15 protein-coding genes are annotated in these 18,130 nt (G+C 50.9%); 11 read left to right on the top strand and 4 right to left on the bottom strand.

The window, feature by feature from the left end; all coding sequences use genetic code 11:
- Positions 1–289 precede the first annotated feature (289 nt).
- From PMIT1303_RS06035 to PMIT1303_RS06010, 6 genes are all read left to right on the top strand, one after another.
- The gene (locus tag PMIT1303_RS06035) at positions 290–4,114 is read left to right on the top strand and encodes a UvrD-helicase domain-containing protein (protein ID WP_063397940.1); all 3,825 of its coding nucleotides are present in this window, start codon (positions 290–292) and stop codon (positions 4,112–4,114) included.
- Positions 4,111–5,841 (top strand): ATP-dependent RecD-like DNA helicase, encoded by a 1,731-nt coding sequence (locus PMIT1303_RS06030; protein WP_063397939.1) that lies wholly within the window; start codon positions 4,111–4,113, stop codon positions 5,839–5,841. Before PMIT1303_RS06035 ends, PMIT1303_RS06030 begins: the two co-directional genes overlap by 4 nt.
- 13 nt (positions 5,842–5,854) lie before the next feature.
- A complete protein-coding gene (locus PMIT1303_RS06025) occupies positions 5,855–6,238 on the top strand; it encodes a phosphomannose isomerase type II C-terminal cupin domain (RefSeq protein ID WP_011825621.1) in 384 nt (127 codons plus the stop codon).
- A 51-nt stretch (positions 6,239–6,289) separates the two neighbouring features.
- Complete coding sequence (locus PMIT1303_RS06020) at positions 6,290–8,200, top strand: DEAD/DEAH box helicase (RefSeq protein ID WP_082824450.1); 1,911 nt, start codon at positions 6,290–6,292, stop codon at positions 8,198–8,200.
- A 10-nt stretch (positions 8,201–8,210) separates the two neighbouring features.
- On the top strand, positions 8,211–8,495 hold the full coding sequence (locus PMIT1303_RS06015) for a hypothetical protein (RefSeq protein WP_063397938.1): 285 nt from the start codon (positions 8,211–8,213) through the stop codon (positions 8,493–8,495).
- Positions 8,496–8,942: 447 nt separating this feature from the next.
- Complete coding sequence (locus PMIT1303_RS06010; protein WP_063398006.1) at positions 8,943–9,275, top strand: RNA-binding protein; 333 nt, start codon at positions 8,943–8,945, stop codon at positions 9,273–9,275.
- A 54-nt stretch (positions 9,276–9,329) separates the two neighbouring features.
- Here PMIT1303_RS06010 and PMIT1303_RS06005 read toward each other — a convergent pair whose 3' ends face one another.
- The gene (locus PMIT1303_RS06005; RefSeq protein WP_063397937.1) at positions 9,330–9,530 is read right to left on the bottom strand and encodes a hypothetical protein; all 201 of its coding nucleotides are present in this window, start codon (positions 9,528–9,530) and stop codon (positions 9,330–9,332) included.
- Positions 9,531–9,669: 139 nt separating this feature from the next.
- Here PMIT1303_RS06005 and PMIT1303_RS06000 point away from each other — a divergent pair, with 139 nt between their 5' ends.
- Entirely contained in the window at positions 9,670–11,472 is a 1,803-nt protein-coding gene (locus tag PMIT1303_RS06000; protein WP_063397936.1) for an ABC transporter ATP-binding protein, read from the top strand.
- Positions 11,473–11,840: 368 nt separating this feature from the next.
- Positions 11,841–12,737, top strand: coding sequence for an LCP family protein (locus PMIT1303_RS05995; RefSeq protein ID WP_063397935.1), 897 nt, complete (start codon positions 11,841–11,843; stop codon positions 12,735–12,737).
- Positions 12,738–12,938: 201 nt separating this feature from the next.
- Here the strand turns inward: PMIT1303_RS05995 and psbP are convergent, their stop codons facing one another.
- On the bottom strand, positions 12,939–13,493 hold the full coding sequence (psbP, locus tag PMIT1303_RS05990) for a photosystem II reaction center PsbP (RefSeq protein WP_063398005.1): 555 nt from the start codon (positions 13,491–13,493) through the stop codon (positions 12,939–12,941).
- 137 nt (positions 13,494–13,630) lie between these two features.
- On the opposite strand from psbP, the gene recR reads away from it, so the two are divergent.
- Together recR and lipA are read left to right on the top strand one after the other, a co-directional pair.
- The gene (recR, locus tag PMIT1303_RS05985; protein WP_063397934.1) at positions 13,631–14,200 is read left to right on the top strand and encodes a recombination mediator RecR; all 570 of its coding nucleotides are present in this window, start codon (positions 13,631–13,633) and stop codon (positions 14,198–14,200) included.
- A 4-nt stretch (positions 14,201–14,204) separates the two neighbouring features.
- Entirely contained in the window at positions 14,205–15,125 is a 921-nt protein-coding gene (lipA, locus tag PMIT1303_RS05980) for a lipoyl synthase (protein ID WP_063397933.1), read from the top strand.
- Here lipA and PMIT1303_RS05975 read toward each other — a convergent pair.
- Together PMIT1303_RS05975 and PMIT1303_RS05970 are read right to left on the bottom strand one after the other, a co-directional pair.
- Positions 15,090–15,647 carry a hypothetical protein gene (locus PMIT1303_RS05975; protein ID WP_063397932.1) on the bottom strand — a complete coding sequence of 186 codons (558 nt, stop codon included), beginning with the start codon at positions 15,645–15,647 and terminating at the stop codon, positions 15,090–15,092. The two genes, lipA and PMIT1303_RS05975, sit on opposite strands and share 36 nt — an antisense overlap.
- Positions 15,648–16,508: 861 nt before the next feature.
- The gene (locus PMIT1303_RS05970) at positions 16,509–17,507 is read right to left on the bottom strand and encodes a ribose-phosphate pyrophosphokinase (protein ID WP_063398004.1); all 999 of its coding nucleotides are present in this window, start codon (positions 17,505–17,507) and stop codon (positions 16,509–16,511) included.
- A gap of 86 nt (positions 17,508–17,593) precedes the next feature.
- Between PMIT1303_RS05970 and PMIT1303_RS05965 the strand changes: the two genes are divergently transcribed.
- Entirely contained in the window at positions 17,594–18,130 is a 537-nt protein-coding gene (locus PMIT1303_RS05965; RefSeq protein ID WP_063397931.1) for a hypothetical protein, read from the top strand.

The raw sequence follows: 18,130 nt of genomic DNA, 5'->3' as shown, positions 1-18,130 counted from the left end.
CTTTTATATAAGCCCAGTACGGAATCAGTAGATAACAGGATTAATAATTAATATCCTTCAGTAATCGATTGCGCAACCTATGACTATCTGAGCTTGTTTGGGATGGAGCGATCTTTGGCAGATTAGACTAGGCAATGAACAATAATTATATTTGAAGCTACTAGTCAAAAATTGTTTTAAAGTGGTTAGTAAGTTGAGTTTTTCAACGCCTTTAGGCACTTTTGGTAAATGCGATGTCAAAGGCAGAGAATGATCGGTGAGATTTACCAATTAGCTCTGCTGCACTGCAATGGCTAATGTCAGCCGTGAACCTGAATATTGCTTCCAGTCCAATGATTACCCCCTCGGACCTGGCCTGCGCTTACTAGAAGCCAGTGCAGGAACAGGCAAGACTTTTGCTCTTGCTCACCTGGTTTTACGACTGCTCACTGAAGGCGGCCACCAAATTAGTGAACTATTGGTGGTGACCTTCACTGAATCTGCAGCAGCAGAGCTGCGCTCTCGCATTAGCCAACGCCTTGAGGATGCTCTTGAAGGTCTTGAAGCCCTCGATCATGGCGCCACTGATAAGCCGCCTGATCTTGTTCTGGAGCAATGGCTTCAGTGCAAAGGCCACGATGCTTCTCATCGGCATCAATGGATCTCCTCTCTCTTGGTAGCAATGGAGAGCCTTGATCTGGCTGATATCACCACCATCCATGGGTTCTGCAGGCGCACCTTGCGGCGTCAGGCTCTTGAGAGTGGTGCTGTCATGGACCCACGCCTCGATGACTCAGAACAAGAAATTATTCAAGAAGTTGTTCATGATTATTGGCAGCAACAAGTCTTAGCTCTCGATGCCCAGCATGTACGCGGTCTTCTGCACGCTGGCTTGAGCGTTGAGAACTTGGCACAGGGTTTGCTCAAACTCGATAGCGATCCCAGCTTGGCTCTTGAAACTCACCCCAGCAATCTGCTGTCTTCACAACCGCTATCAAGCCAGTTCGATGCCTACCTTCAGCAGTGCTGGCAACAGTTTGTTGATCACTGGCAACGACACGGCTCTGAATTGGATATCGCTTTATCGAGCCGCGCTGCTGATTGGCGATCTCTGGGCGCTAAAGATACAAAACCCTTTAGCCCTAAACCCAAAAAAGATCGTTTCGCCATCCTCAATCACTGGCTTGAAGCTTTCTCCCAACCACCACAACATTCTGATCAGTCTTTTACTCCTGGCTACGCAGCGATCCGTGATCAATCCTTGCTCATGGATTACTTTCATCCAGCTGTTGTTTGCACAGTTGCTCGGCGTTGCGGCGAGGAGAACTCCACTCCTCTGATGCCTGCATTGCAGAGATCAATTGCCGATCTTTGTGATGGCCCTGCTGAACAGGTGTGGAATCATGCCTTGCATTGGGGGCTGTCTGCGTTGGCTGAGCGCCGCAGACAGCGGGGTGTGATGAGCTACGCAGAGCTTCTCTCTGCACTGGATCCCAAGCCTCAATCCGAGACCATCGCTCAACCCCATGCTGATCAACAAGCACCATGGCTTGAGGCGTTAAGACAGCGTTATCGCGTCGCGTTGATTGATGAGTTTCAAGACACCGATCCTGTGCAATGGCGTCTGCTTGAAGGGGCCTTTGCACATAGCCCTGACCATCTTCTGTTGATGGTGGGTGACCCTAAGCAGGCGATTTATCGATTTCGTGGTGGTGATCTCAACACCTACTTGCATGCACGTTCAAAGGTTGATCGCATCGACGCCTTGCTTGATAACTTCCGTACAACGACTTCATTGCTTGATGGCTTGAACCACTTGATGGCTCCAGGTTTGAGGCGTTCAAAACTAAATGCTCCATCTTTGACTGCTTGTAGTGGAGCAACACCAAGGCCTTTGCCCCTTGGTGTGCATCCACTTCAACTGCTCAATCTTGATGAAGCTACTCATCCAACAGGCTCAATACCTTCTCCACTGACCTCTAAAACCAACCTGGAAGAACAGATCCCAACGGCCGTTGCCCATGCTGTTTTGGATCTGCTTCAGAGTGATTCATACAACTTCAGCCCTTCTGATATCTGCATACTTGTTGGTCGCCATCGACAGGCAGCCAGCATTCGCCAGGGCCTTGCTGTCGCTGCAGTGCCCACTCGGCTTGTTAGCCAGGGGGATGTTCTCAGCAGTGAAGCGGCCCAGGTCTTACAACGTTTTCTGGATTGTTTGGCCAGACCCTCCCACAGCAGCAGTTTGAAGCTTGTGGCCTGTTCAGCTCTGATGCAATGGAATACAGAGCAGCTCGCTCATGCTGAATGCAATGGTGAGCTCGATCAATTAGCCCTTCGCTTCCGTAATTGGGCCATGAATCTTCCCCGCCTTGGTCTTATGGGCTGCCTAGCGGAGTTACTTGAAGGCCGCACAATGGCTGATCTCTCAGAACGCGGACGTCTTTTAGGCGACTTATATCAATGTGCGCAGCTTGTACAGGAGGTGATTCATCGCCAAGGCTTGGATGCGTCTACTGCAGCCGATTGGTTGCGTCGCCAACGACTACAACCTGTTGATCCGGTTCCAGAGGCTCGACAACCTCACAGTGATGTGGCCGAGAGTGCGGTTGCTGTGGTCACAGTGCATCGCAGCAAGGGGATGGAATATCCCGTTGTGATTTGTCCCTACCTCTGGCAAGCCCCCTCCCTCCCCCGCGGCCCCCTGTGGAGATCCGGCTCGGAGTCGCGTTGGTGTGTAGCACTCAGCACCGGCTGGGGGAAAGGATGGCAGCTTTCACAGCAGGCTCATCAAGCTTCCCTGCAGGAAGCCGAACGTCTTGCCTATGTGGCGATCACAAGAGCCTGCTCTCTGTTGATGTTGATTTGGGCTCGGGGCGCCAAACAGGAAGGCAATCCCCTCAGCGCTTGGCTGTTTGGTGTGGATGCCATCGATGCAGCGATTCAGGATCTCACGCCAGAACGAATGAGTGCTTGGCTTGATCGCCAGCAGTTGCCGATCACTGTTGTTCCGGCTCAGCTGAAATCGATGCAACAGCGCTGGCAACCGCCGCCGCTTCAAGGTGAGTTAACTCTTGGCCCAACACCGCAACGGCGCCTTGATCTGTCTTGGGGTCGCAGTAGTTATTCCGCTTGGGTGTCTGCTACACACACTTATGACGGCAGTGCTCCGGCTGATCCTTTGGAGTTGGAAGAAGGTCGAGATAGCGATCAGCAGAAGCTTGAACCCATGCTCAAACTTCAAGATCAGAGTGCGATTGCTGATGCCTCTCGCTCAACTCCAACGTTGAACTGGTCTGACCAGAGCCCTCTGGGGCAATTCCCTCGTGGTGCAGCAGCAGGGGATTGCTTACACCGGATTCTTGAACGACTGGATTTTTGCAAGCCATTGCAAGATCCGAATGTCGTCATCGTGATTGAAGAAGAGCTACGACGCGCAGGCCTTGACATCACTCTGCTCGCCTCAGTGCAGGATGGTCTTGACAGGGTGTTGAGTACTCCAATTGGTGGTTCTCTTGGAGGCTTGCGACTGAATCAACTGCATGGTCAACGTCGCATTCATGAACTCAGCTTCGATTTGCCAATTGCTCATCAAGGCAAGGTGTTGCGTTCGTTTGATCTAGCCAGTGTTTTTCATCTGAATCCATTGGCTCGCTTTGGCTTGCCCTATGCCGAAATGATTAAAGGTCTCAATGTTTGCAGTCGTGGTTTTCTTACCGGTTCGATTGATCTTGTGTTCACCGATTCAGAAGAATCTTTAGAAGCTCGTTGGTGGGTTGCTGATTGGAAAAGCAACTGGATCGGTCGGCGTGATCCAGAGGGGCAGGCTGTCGCTTGTGGTCCGCTCCATTACGACGACTCCGCAATGGAGCAGCAGATGCTCCTTCATCATTACCCTCTTCAAGCCCATCTTTATTTGGTCGCACTCCATCGTTTTCTGCGTTGGCGGTTGCCAAGTTACGAACCACAGCGCCATCTAGGCGGATACGTCTACGTTTTTCTTAGGGGCGTCCCAGGCGCTAAGGCTATGAATGGTCGCTCCTTTACTAAACCAGTGCCTGGCTTGATTGTGGAGCCCGCACCATTGGAGCGGGTTTTGCTTTTGGATCGCTTGCTCAAGAACGGAGGACAATGACTCGCAGCGATTCATCCACTTGGCCATCAGGTTTTCACAGAGCACTGCATCAAACGTTGTTGAGGCGTCTCCCGCCCAAGGCTTCATCAATTCATCTCGAGGACTTGGTCAATGCCTTGATGGATGCATTAGCCCGCGGTGAGCTGCAGCTGAATCTCACTGCGATGTCTCCCCCTCAAGAACTCAAAGCGATGGGATGGCCTCAGGCTCATTGTCAGGCCCTGCTGGCTAGTGGCTGGCTGGAAGGCGCGGCTTCTCCGATGGTTTTAAACGGCAATCAATTGAGTTGGCGTCGTTGGCATGGTGACATGGACGCGGTGATCAAGGAGTTGATCAACAGGTCAAATGTTGTTCAACCGACTTCAGCCTGCACCACACCATCCCATCATCCTGCTTTGTTGGATGGGCTTAACCCTGAACAGCAGGCTGCCGTAGAAGCCATCGATAACCATGGCGTGGTGTTGTTGAGTGGTGGTCCAGGCACGGGCAAAACCAGCACCATCGTGCAAATGTTGGCGCGGGCAGTCACGTTGAGACCAGGCCTGAGGATTGGTCTTGCTGCTCCCACAGGCAAAGCGGCAAGACGCCTAGAGGATGCTGTTCGCAAGGGGCTTGAGACAATCCCCCCCCCCCAGCGGCAGGCATTGACCTGCCTGCCTTCTAGCACCCTTCACCGCTGGCTTCAGGCCAGGCCTGGTGGGTTTGGTAGGCATCAACAACACCCCCTAATGCTTGATCTCCTCGTTATTGATGAGATGTCGATGGTGGAGCTTGCCCTGATGCAGGCGTTATTAAACGCCCTTCCTGTTGATAGTCAGCTTGTAATGATTGGTGATCCCGATCAGTTGCCTCCAGTTGGTAGTGGAGCGGTTTGGCATCAACTCCAACAGGCTGATATTCGCCAACAGTTCAATCATGGTGCCATTCACCTGCATCAGCTCTATCGCAACCGCGGTTCACTAGCGACGTTGAGCAGAGTTCTGTGTGATCAGGGCCTTTCTGCTTTTTGGCAACAACTTTCTCTTCTGCCGAAATCAGCGAACGTTGAGCAGCATCAATACAACCTCAGCAGCATGCCAAGGTTTTTAGTTCAGCACTTGCAAGAGCACAGCAGAACACTGCAACGACTCACTGCCGAACTGATGCTCGAGCTGCCAGATGATGCTTATACCTCAACCATGCTCAACACCAATCTTGCCGTTGCAGCTGAGTCTCTGCTGGATTCTCTCGAGCGGTTGATGGTGCTTTGTCCGAAACGTCGTGGTTTTTGGGGAGTCGATCATGTGCATCGCGCATTGTTGGGTCAAAGCCTTGAGGCTGGAGTGATGCGCTGGCCGTTGGGAACGCCGGTGATGTGTTGCGAGAACCAAGCGGAACTGGGGCTAGCAAACGGTGACGTTGGCTTGGTGGTTGGTCAAGGAGACAATCTGCGCATCCTGTTTCGCGTGATCTCTGAGCAGGGAGGACTGACCACACGCTTCATCCACCCGGCCCGATTGAGCGTGGTGGAGCCAGCTTTGGCTCTTACGGTTCATAAGTCTCAGGGGAGTGAGGCTGATCATGTCATTCTTCTCTGGCCGGAAATCACGGCTGTGTCGGCTACCAGCGCTGATGGTTGTGAGAGCGCTTCTAGCTTCGAGAGGAAACTTCTCTACACTGCTATCACGCGCGCGCGACAGCGAGTGGATCTCGTTACTGCAATGCCATCTGGTCGTAGTGACGGCTGAGGCTGACGCCGCCATGCTGAACGCAACTGCTAGCAGAGGCATGAGCAAGGCCCCCCAGAGAGTTGAGCGTCCTTGGGGTTGGTATGAAGATCTGCTCGAAGGAGAGGGCTATAAGGTCAAGCGTTTTTTGGTCTTTGCCGGTCAACAGCTCAGCCTTCAGCGCCATCAACATCGCAGTGAAAATTGGACTGTGGTCTCAGGCCAGGGGCAGCTTTTCTGTAAAAACACTTGGCACGATGCTCAAGCTGGCACCACGTTGTATATCCCTCTGGGAGTGCTTCACCGAGCTCGTGGAGGCCAAAGCGATTTGGTGGTCGTTGAGGTTCAGCATGGTCAGCTATTGCAGGAATCAGATATTGAACGCCTCGAGGATGACTACGGACGGGTGATAAGTTAGGCAATCAACCTTTGAAGAAAAGGCGAGGCAGCACAACGTGGGTATCCGCGTATGGGGCGTTGTCTGCCTGATTTAAAGGATCAATCAGGCAGACAACGCCTTCTCTCGATGACCCATACAAAATCGCACGAGGACGTCTCGTGTTCCCCTGAAAAGAGTGCGTCTGAGATCTCTTCAACGAGCTCGGAGGATGGTTTAATCACTGTGGCTGAGGCCACCAATCAAAACAATTCAGGCGATGGCTCGGTCGCTGTAGCCGCTGAGGCCTGTGAAGAGACTGAAGCGACAGAGTTAGTTTCCGAATTCGATTGTTTTGGCTTTAGCGAGCCGTTGCTCAAGACCCTTGCAGAAAAGGGTTATAAGCAACCCTCTCCAATTCAGAAAGCTGCTATTCCAGAATTGATGCTGGGTCGTGATCTAGTTGGTCAGGCTCAGACTGGAACAGGCAAAACAGCAGCTTTTGCGTTGCCCCTGATCGAGCGGCTTCAGGATCATGGCAGTCGTCCCCAAGTGTTGGTGCTGGCCCCGACCCGGGAGTTGGCGATGCAGGTCGCGGATTCGTTCCGTGCTTATGCCGTTGGCCATCCGCATCTCAAAGTTTTGGCGGTTTATGGCGGAGCCGATTTCCGCTCTCAGATCAATACGCTCAAGCGTGGCGTGGATGTCGTGGTAGGCACCCCGGGCCGCTTGATGGATCACATGAGGCAGGGCACTCTCGACACCTCTGGTTTGAGGTGTTTGGTGCTTGACGAAGCCGATGAAATGCTGCGTATGGGCTTCATCGATGATGTCGAATGGATCCTGGAGCAGTTGCCTAAAGAACGTCAGATGGTGCTGTTTTCGGCAACGATGCCATCAGAGATCCGTCGACTTTCGAAGCGTTACCTACACGAACCAGCAGAGATCACGATCAAGAGCCGTGACCAGGAGGCTCGTCTCATCCGTCAGCGATGTATCACTCTCCAGAACAGCCACAAACTTGAAGCCCTTAGAAGGGTTCTTGAGGCTTTCACTGGTGAGGGAGTGATTATTTTTGCCCGCACCAAGGTGATCACTCTCACAGTTGCTGAGGCACTGGAAGCCGCTGGACACGATGTTGCCGTACTGAACGGGGATGTACCTCAGAACCAACGGGAACGAACGGTTGAACGTTTGCGCAAAGGCAGCGTGAATATCTTGGTTGCTACTGATGTTGCCGCTCGAGGCCTAGATGTCGATCGCATCAGCCTGGTGATCAACTACGACATCCCCTTTGATAGCGAAGCCTATGTGCATCGCATCGGGCGTACCGGCCGGGCTGGCCGCAGTGGAGAGGCCATTTTGTTCGTGAATCCTAGGGAGCGTCGCTTTGTGGGCGGCTTTGAACGTGCTGTAGGTCAACCCATCGAACCGATGGATATCCCCAATAATGCAGCGATTAACCAGAGTCGTCTTGATCGCCTTCGTCAACGCCTCACCACTGCCGCTAAGACGGAGAGAGATAACTCCGAGGAGACAGCCCTTCTCCAGGAGCTAATCCAGCGTGTTGTTGAGGAGCTCAGCCTCAGTCCAGAGCAATTGGCTCTAGCAGCATTAGAGCTTGCTGTTGGCCCAGGCCCAATTTTGGTGCAGGCTGATGAGGGCTGGTTGCAGCAATCAACTCAGCGAAGCCGCCGCAACGATCGTCACGAAAGTAGTCGTGGAGGCTCTGGCCGAAGACCTGAGCGTTCATCGAGGCCGCCGGAAGATCACATGGAGCGCTTTCGTGTGGAAGTCGGTCACCGCGATCGTGTCAAGCCTGGCAATCTGGTTGGTGCCATCGCCAATGAATCCGGGCTGGAAGGACGGATGATTGGTCGCATCCAGATTTTTGAGTCGCACAGTCTTGTGGATCTTCCCAAAGGAATGCCTGAGGATGTTTTTAAAGATCTAAAACGTCTCAAGGTGATGAATCGAGAGTTGCATATCCAGCGCGCTTCTTAATTCAGCGTCGATGGCTCTTTTGCAGCGAATCTGCCTATCCATCAGTCTGAGCAGTTTCCTTTTTGCTATGTCTATGGTTGATGGTCTAGCTCAAAGCAGCGAGCACGAGAATGCCATTACCACAATGTGTTTGTTGGGTTTTAACGCAGCCATGGCCAATGCAGGGAAGACGCCTCCTGCAGGGATGGGCCAGTTCACCTGTCAATGCTTCTTAGATCAGGTGAATGCTGGGGAAGTCATCAGTTCAGCTCAGTCCAAATGCCAAGCCAAGGCAGGTGCCCACTACGACATTTAAACGTTCTTTTGAATGTGTTGATCTGAACATTGGCCTGAAAGCGATTTAGATCAAGAATCTCAGTCCTTCTGATCAATTCGAACGGTACTTCCTCAATAGTTCTGTTCTGCTCGTAAGAACGTTAGGCCGATTCTGATGATTCCCTTGGTTCACCACACCATCTCAGCTACAACCAAGATTGAGAAGAAGGACAATCCACTCTAGAGCTCGTGATTGGCCACTCTTGACCATCGCCTGATTTTGTCGCCAGACAACAGTTTGTTTGTATGTCTTGTGGCTTTTTGAGAGCTTCTGACTCGCTCCCCTGTAACTTAGGTGAGCATCAGCATCAGCTCACCGGCCCCAAACGGCTCGCTCCCTAGGCTTCGGCTTTTCAGCTCCAGCATTCAAGGACTTTCCTTTTTGGACCAAGGCTTCACTGATCAAATCCCATCGGTCCTTTTAGGAATGACCATTTACATAGGCAACCTCTCTTTCCAGGCGGAACAGGAGGACTTGCTCGACCTGTTCAGCCAATACGGCGAAGTCAAGACATGCAGCCTCCCTCTCGATCGAGAGACGGGGCGCAAGCGTGGTTTTGCTTTCGTTGAGATGGCAAACGATGCAGACGAACAAAAAGCGATTGACGATCTTCAGGACGTTGAATGGATGGGGCGAATGATTCGCGTGAATAAAGCAACACCACGTGAACGTACAGGTGGCGGTGGTGGTGGCCGTGGTGGATACGGCGGTGGCGGTGGCGGTGGCTACGGCGGTGGCGGTGGCGGCAACCGCTGGTAAATCAGTAGCCTTAGCCCTTTCAATAAGGCCACCCTGTGGGTGGCCTTATTCGTATTAATAAGTTTCTTCTGGATCGATTAATTCGAGCATTAGATCCTTTTGCCAAGCCCGTTGGTGGAGCTCTTCGCGGTGGTTAACCGCTTCATTGCCAGAACGAATGCCGTCTTGAAGATTTGGAACCGCTGCTCGAAGGCTCAGCCTGTGTTGCTTTGCGGTGAAGCGATGGAATCGATTGAACGCTCTCGAACGGGTCATTGAACCTCCTTCAAGTCTTTAAGTTCTACCCCCTTTCAGGCCAAATGAACAGTTCAGACGGGATTGCTCAGCAAGCTTTCAGCTCAATGCTTTGATCCGAAACCTTGTAGCGCTTGAATGAAGGCAGTGCCCAAGTTTTATGGATTCTCGCGTTCGGCGCACTGCAAGTCCCCTGAGAAGGCTGCTCAGCAGCCTTAAGCCTCATCGGCGCCTGATTCTTGCGGCAACCACTTGCTCCATTCTCAACAAACTGTTTGATCTCGCCCCGCCGGTACTCATCGGTTTGGCCATTGACGTCGTCGTACACGAACAGACTTCCTGGTTAGCGAATCTTGGCTTTAGCACTGTCCCTAGCCAATTGGGATTTCTTGCGTTGCTCTCCTTTCTGATCTGGAGTGCTGAATCCTTCTTTGAATATCTTTATGGCGTGTTGTGGCGCAATCTCGCCCAGACAACTCAACACAATCTTCGCCTGAAGGCCTATAACCACCTCCAGCATTTGGAGATGGCGTTTTTCGAGGCAGATAGCAGTGGGCGGCTGATGGCTGTTCTTAATGACGACATCAACCAATTAGAACGATTTCTCGACTACGGGGCCAATCAGATCTTGCAGTTGATTACAACTGTGCTGTTGGTAGGTGGGGCGATGGTCTTCGTCGCTCCAGGTGTTGCCTTGTTCGCCTTTTTGCCTATCCCAGTGATCTTATGGGGATCAATTCAATTTCAGCGGCGGTTGGCTCCGCGCTACCGCGAGGTCAGAGATAAAGCTGGTGAGCTGGCTGCTCATCTCAGCAACAACCTCGGCGGGATGTTCACAATCAAGAGTTTCGCTACAGAAGCCTGGGAACTAGAGCAAATTCGCTATCGCAGTGAGGCCTATCGCTGCAGCAATAAGCAGGCAATCAAACTTTCAGCAGCCTTCATTCCTCTGATTCGCTTTGCCATTTTGTTTGCTTTTCTGGCCATCTTGGTGATCGGAGGCCTTCAGGCATGGAAGGGGCAAATGGCTGTTGGGCTTTACAGCGTGCTCGTTTTTATTACACAACGCTTGCTGTGGCCTCTTACAACCCTTGGTCGCACACTTGATGAATATCAGCGTTCAATGGCCTCCACCAATCGTGTGCTGGATTTGATCGATACTCCGATTACCATCGTTGAAGGATCACAGCCGTTGATAACAGCACGAGTGCGGGGCGCTTTGTGCTTTGAGGATGTGGGCTTCCATTACCAAGGCCGCGCTCCTCTTCTAACTCACTTCAATCTTGATATTCCCGCTGGCTGCACCATCGGAATTGTGGGAGCTACAGGGTCAGGAAAAAGCACCCTGGTGAAACTTTTGCTGAGGCTTTATCCACTCAGCTCTGGACGGATTCTTCTGGATGGACAGCCGATTGACATGCTCAAGTTAAGGGATCTACGTCGTTCAATCGCACTGGTCAGTCAAGAAGTCTATTTATTTCATGGAACAGTTTCTGAAAACATTGCATATGGTAGTCCTGAGACAACTCAGGAAACAATTGATGATGCGGCAGATTTGGCTGAAGCCTCAGAGTTTATTAAAGCCCTCCCGCATGGTTTCAATACGTTGGTGGGTGAACGTGGGCAACGTCTTTCTGGTGGTCAGCGTCAACGAATTGCTCTGGCTAGGGCAATTCTCAAGCAGGCACCGATTCTGATCTTGGATGAGGCCACCGCTGCCGTTGATAATGAGACAGAAGCAGCGATTCAACGTTCTTTGATGCATATCACCCAAAACCGAACCACTGTTGTGATTGCACATCGCCTCAGTACTGTGAGGCATGCGGATCAGATTATTGTTATGGATCAAGGTAATATTGTCGAGCAAGGTACTCACGATTCACTTTTGAAGCAATCAGGTATCTATAGGGATCTCTGGCGAGTTCAGGCTGGGTTGCGTACTGACGAATTGCTGTTGGTCTGAATCAACTTTTGTCGAGCCTTTTGTCTATCATATTTGTGAGATATCTTCTGATTAGCGCAATATCCATATGGCACAATTATTTCGTTGTCGATCAACTACAGCATGGCTCATTTGGTTACCTTATCGACACAGGCTGCCAAGCAGAGGCTTGATTTTCTTGTAAGTCTTGGCTTCTTCTGCTGAGAAATAAAAGCAGCATCTTCTTTGTACTGATTAAAGATCTTGAAGCAAGCAACAGTTAACAATTCAAATTGAGCTGATGATTAACTCTCTAGCCGTTCAACACAATTGAGCATTGGCTAGAGTGCTGCTTAAAGCCGCAGGCTACTTTTATTAGAGAAAAATCTAAAGGGCTCTAAGATGGTGATATGACTCCCAAGCATCAAGGCAGTTCTGGTTGGCGTTCAATGACCACTGCCATTGGCGTGGGGCTGATCGCAGGCCTGTTCCTTTCAATTCCACTCAGTCGATCACTCACACAAAAGACTGCAGGCACAACCACTCCCCTTTTCCCGATTAGCAATCCATTCAATGCATGGAAGGGATTTGGTGATCGTGATGTGGTGGTGCTCGGCATGGATGCAGGTCGTGGTAACACTGATGTGATCTTCACAATTCGAGTTGCGGGGGGCGAAACAAGAATTACCCAGATTCCACGTGATAGTTATATCAATTCGCGTAATTTTGGGCCAATGAAAGTTAATGCTTTGTATGCATATGGTGGTATCGAGGCAGTAAAAAGTGAGTTGACTCGGCTGATGCATCGTCCCATTAGCCATCACATTCTTGTTAACCTTGAAGGGATCAGAACTATTGCAGACTTATTGGGAGGCATTGAGGTTGATGTGCCTAAGCGTCTTTATTACCAAGATCAATCCCAAGGTCTTTATATTGATCTTCAAGCTGGCCCTCAGGTCTTAAAAGGTAAAGATCTCGAGGGTTTTTTGCGTTGGCGCCATGATGGTGAAGGCGACTTTGGTCGCCTGGGTCGTCAACAACTAGTCCTCAAGAGTCTCTTTAGTAAGCTCACTCGAGCTGAGAATCTTGTTCGACTGCCAGCATTGATAAGTGCTGCTGGCCGTAACATCAAGACAGATATGGGGCCTTTGGAGCTTGGAGGTTTAATGACAGCAATGGGTACCACTGAACTTGAAGCAACACGACTAGCAGCTAAGCCATTCTTTAGTAATGGCATTAGCTACCTAGAAACTGAATGGCCAGATGCTGCGGAAGCCAATGGCTCGCTTTATCGATTCCTATTTTAAATCGATCGCTGGCTAGATCAAAGCTGAATAATTTTCCTTGGGCTCTTAATGGGAAATTTGATGTGAGGTGTTTGTTCAGCTTCAACTCCATGATATGCAAGCAATAGCAATACAGGCTAGAAGTTGGATTTTGCATCCAACTTATTGGCATTGAACAATAAACTATTGCTATTATGTGTTTTCTTTTACGGCCTTTAATGGTCAGATTAAGAATGTGAATGATGTGATTACCTCTTCGAATAAGCCCTTAACTTTATTCCATCTAGACTCGTTAGTACTTGCTGCTAATGTATATAAACGCCCCCGATCAACGACCACTGTTGCTAGCTCATGGCGTTCTCGATCTTCAAGATGAACGGTATATTCCAAATCGTAAAAGATGTGTCCTCCTGCCTCACGCTGATTGGCGTCTACTAACTCAGCCTCTCGCCCACTGCCTTGAGGTGCAATCACTTCACGGCTTAAACGCTCCCCAATTGTGATTGGACTCCCTAGGGTTTGCAGATCTCCCTTTTCGTCAACTTTCGAAACAGCCAAACTTAGTGTTTCGTCGCTGTTGATTAAGTCGTGAAATACCACCTGAGGCCCTCCATTCATACTCACACGGCTCCATCCATTGGGATAAAGGAATGCATAACGACCATCCGGGCTCTGGAAGGAGTTCATGCCTGCATATGAACCACTGCAGGCAGCGAGCAGCATCACAAGAGCACAAGCGAAACCCACACGTGAAATGGTTCGCACAAGTTCAAGCATTGGAACAGAACCGGACTTGCTGACCATTCTGCCGGCGTACGGTCTTGGCTTGATCAACAATTGCCACCTGGTGAACTGCCAAGATTCTCAGTATCTGCGGCGGACCCCTGAGCGGCTTTACTCGACCCCTGGCTCGCTTGATCGACCAGTTCGAGCGTCTGCCTGGGATTGGGCCACGAACGGCCCAGAGACTTGCCCTGCATTTGTTGAGACAACCGGAAGACCAAATCCGCGCTTTTGCTGAGGCACTCCTAGCGGCCCGTTCTCAAGTGGGTCAATGTCAGACCTGTTTTCATCTCAGCGCGGAGCCTTTATGCGACATTTGCCGTGATGCAATGCGATGCGATCAATTGCTTTGTGTGGTGGCTGATTCCCGAGATCTGCTAGCTCTCGAAAGAACTAGGGAATATAAGGGTCGCTATCACGTCCTAGGTGGACTGATTTCACCAATGGATGGTATCGGGCCGGACATGCTGCAGATCCCCAGTTTGATTCAACGCGTTGATCGAGATGGCATCAGCGAGGTCATTCTCGCTCTCACTCCCAGTGTTGAAGGTGACACCACTAGCCTTTACCTGGCACGCTTGTTAAAGCCGTTCACCCAAGTGAGTCGAATCGCCTACGGCCTTCCTGTTGGTAGTGAGTTGGAGTATGCCGACGAAGTCACTCTGACTCGTGCGCTTGAAGGCCGTCGAGCTATGCAATAAAGCAATGTCTTCCACCCATCGCCCGACCCAATACAGCACCATTTTGCCTGCGGAGCGCCTTCCGGAATGGTTGCGTCGCCCCATCGGCAGCGTCTCCCAGTTGGAGCAGATGCAGCAGCTGGTTAAGGGGAATCAGCTACACACCATTTGTGAGGAAGGGCGTTGTCCCAATCGCGGCGAGTGTTACGCAGCCGGCACAGCAACTTTTCTCCTAGGAGGATCGATCTGTACTCGTAGTTGTGCTTTCTGCCAGGTCATGAAAGGCCAATCTCCTCAGGCAATCGATCCGCTCGAAGCAGAGCGAGTTGCAGATGCGGTGCAGCAGATGGGTCTTCGTTATGTGGTTCTTACTTCAGTAGCAAGGGATGATTTGCCCGATCATGGTGTGAGTATTTTTACTGACACCATGGCGGCCATTCGCCAGCGCAATCCTCTTATTGAGATAGAAGTGCTTACGCCGGATTTTTGGGGCGGAGTCGCTGATCTGGCCAAGGCATTAGAAGCTCAGAGAGAACGGCTCACGCAGTTGCTCATGGCTGCACCAGTTTGTTTCAACCACAACCTCGAAACCGTTGAAAGGCTTCAGAACAAGGTTCGACGGGGAGCTACGTATCACCATTCTCTCAATCTGCTGGCTGCAGCGCGGGAACTTGCTCCCAACATTCCTACCAAATCAGGCTTGATGTTGGGACTAGGAGAAGAGCAAGAAGAGGTGGTTCAGACTCTTGAGGATCTCCGTTCTGTTGACTGTCAACGGGTCACATTGGGTCAGTATCTGCGCCCTTCATTGGCACATATTCCGGTGCATCGTTATTGGCATCCTGAGGATTTCAAGAAGTTGGCTGAAGTTGCTCGCAAGCTTGGATTTGCTCAGGTGCGTAGTGGGCCTCTAGTGCGTAGTAGTTATCACGCTGGTGAAGAATGATCTCTGCGATCCAATCCCCCGCAGCTTTTGCCAACGACGCTGATTACGCTCCAGCACCTCACTGCAGCTTCCAACCATCAACGCTCCGGCTCCACCCCAGATCATCCTGAGTGGGAAATCCATTGGTGCTGCTCCTAGCTCTCGGACAGTAAAAAATCCACGTTGCCGGAAATAACGAATTAAGCGATCGTGTTGGTGCCCTTCATCACAAATTGCCAGCAGGCGTGCTTGCCGACATGGGGTGGCTTCAAGTGCCCAGGCCATGGTGCCAACCCAGATGAGATCCCCTACTCCGGCGGGTGCTTCAGGATGAACACGCATTGTGTCGAGCTGTAATCCCTTCTCGCCTGCATAGGCCCAAGCCTTCATCTCACCCCAAAGTTGTATACGTTCCTCATCGAGAGCTTGTGCGACGACTAACTTTAAGGACCAGAGATTGAGTGGTCTTCTCACCTGCAGTCTCAAGAGCAGGCCGGCATCAGAGGCCTGCTTTTCCAACTCAATTAGACTTAGTTGAGTCATGGCAAGGGAATGAGAGTGACAAATTTTTGACGAGTCAATGCAATACAGCCTAGTTACGAATGGCAAGCTGATCACGGTAATCGTAGAATTCAAGATGAAATTCAGTTTCTACTCTCTGCTGCCTGTCTGTGTTAATTGGCGGACTTTTTCCAGCAGAAGTTGATTTAGTGGTTGTCGATAACATCATTGCTAATTCCAGAACAATAGAGCAGCATTTAACTGCAATATATGCTCAGAGTCATCATCTTTAAAAGCAAGCTAGCGCTCTATGCATATTAGATCAGCGTAAGGTTTTGCCAAGTAACAGATTGGTAGGCATGGAGTTTTGTTTTTGCTAATCTCATTTTAGGCTTATTAGTTGTCCATTGAAACTCTAAATATAAACGATCTTTTGCGAAAGGAGTCAGATTTATTTAGGTAAGTGATGGAAATTATCAAGGCTGCTTGAGTAATGAGCGTGAAACGGCAATACTTAACATTTTATTGCGTAGCTTATCCCTAGTCAAGTCAAGCTAGTTTCTTTTGATGGCTTTGAATTGTAGCCTGTGTAAACGAATAATTAGGCTTTTCTACAGTATTTATAGAAGGTTTCTCAAGAGTCTGTTTGAGTTTCTTCTTCCGCCACACTTTTATCGGCAATGAAGGGCCTTGCGAATAGGTCTTAGGGTCTTGTCTAATTGAAATGCCTTTGCCCTAATAATGAAGCATTTAAAGAGCAAGTAAGTTGGGATTAACTGAGAAGGTCTGGAGGGTTAAGGCTTATTGATTTTGCTTTGGTTTTAGTGCCTAAAACATTGATGAGATGCTCTAAGAAGAGTCACCTCTATCGCTTAGCAGCTAATTTTAGATTTGATCTCAGGGTTATCCTCTAAACATTGAGCTCACAGAGCTTTCCTCATGGATGCGCCAAATCGCTTCGCCAAGCATATTGGCCACTGAAAGTACCTGCAATTGAGGGAAGCGTCGTTCCGCTGCGATGGGAATGCTGTTGGTAACCAAGACTTGTTCGAATAATCCTTCTTCGGATAATCGTTCGCAGGCGGGGGGCGAAAACACGGCATGGGAGGCACAGGCAATCACCCGTTTAGCCCCTTCTTGTCGAAGTAGACGAGCTCCTGAGCAAATGGTTCCCCCAGTGTCGATCATGTCGTCGATCAGGATGGCTGTTTTTCCAGCTACATCGCCGATCACTGTGAGACTTTCGGCAACGTTGTGACCTGATCGGCGCTTATCAATAATTGCCAGTGGCGCATCCCTCATTTGTTTCGCAAAGGCTCGGGCTCGTGCGACTCCTCCCACATCTGGAGACACCACCACTACTTCGTTAAGTTCTTGTGCTGCGAGGTGATCAACCAGGACTGGTGAGCCGTAGATGTGATCGCAAGGGATGTCAAAGTAGCCCTGGATTTGGGCGGAATGCAGATCCATGGCGAGGACTCTGTTCACGCCAGATTTCACCAGCAGGTTTGCGGTGAGCTTGGCAGTGATTGACTCGCGGCCAGCCGTTTTGCGGTCGGCTCTTGCATAGCCGTAGTAGGGAACTACAGCCGTGATTTGCCTGGCAGAGGCGCGCTGACAGGCATCAACCATGATCAGCAGCTCCATCAAATTGTCGTTCACTGGCGCGCAGGTGGGCTGAATCAGGAAGACGTCACAACCTCGGATCGATTCCTGGATTTGTACATAGAGCTCACCATCTGCGAACCGTTTGCAGATCCTTGGACCATCGGGAACACCTAGGTAGGCCGCAATCTCTCTTGCAAGAGCTGGATTTGAGGTGCCGCTGAACAAGCGCAGACGCTGCATGTCATAGCTGATGCTCTCTTGTTCGGTACGGGCTGCGGTCAGAAAACTCGTCACGTCGACAGCGAGCAATATCAGCTGTACTCCGATGCTAGTGCTGCAAAGGCTCTCATCTCAACTTCTTCTCTATGTAGGGTCGCCTGATGATTGCTCCCATCCCTTTTCTGGTTGGTGCAGGCCCCCTCCCTGATGGTCGGATGCGGTCTGGTTGCTTGCTTTTGGCTAGCGCTTGGGGAGGGGAGTTGAGCCATCATCGCTGCTCTGAAAATCCCCATCAGGTTCTTGGTTTGTTGCCTCCGGAGGGTGGAATGGTGCGGCTGAGTGGTGATCCAGCCATGCTTCATCCAGATGGTGGTAGCTGGCTGGAGGCTCTGGGAGCATGGCGCCAGCCCACCATTTTGATGGTCTCGCCATTGCCATCCGGGGAGATTCCTGGTGTGGCACCTGCTTATGTAGCGCTCTGTGCGGCCCTCGATGTTCCTCTGATTGGGGTTCTGCAATTGGGTGGCCCATGGGACCTCAGCCTTCGCCGCTCTGATGGTTTGCCGTGGTTCGGTTTGCTTCCAGATGATTCCTCAGCTTTGTCAGCAGTCCCTAATGGGGGCTGCTTGCAGCAGGGGCCCTCTTTGGAGGAGGTCGTGGTGCAATTGCGTCGACGGCTGCTGCTGTCGTCCGATTGA

The sequence above is a fragment of the Prochlorococcus sp. MIT 1303 genome, assembly GCF_001631965.1.
Taxonomy (GTDB): domain Bacteria; phylum Cyanobacteriota; class Cyanobacteriia; order PCC-6307; family Cyanobiaceae; genus Prochlorococcus; species Prochlorococcus marinus_D.
This window is presented reverse-complemented; position numbering and strand designations above follow the sequence as displayed.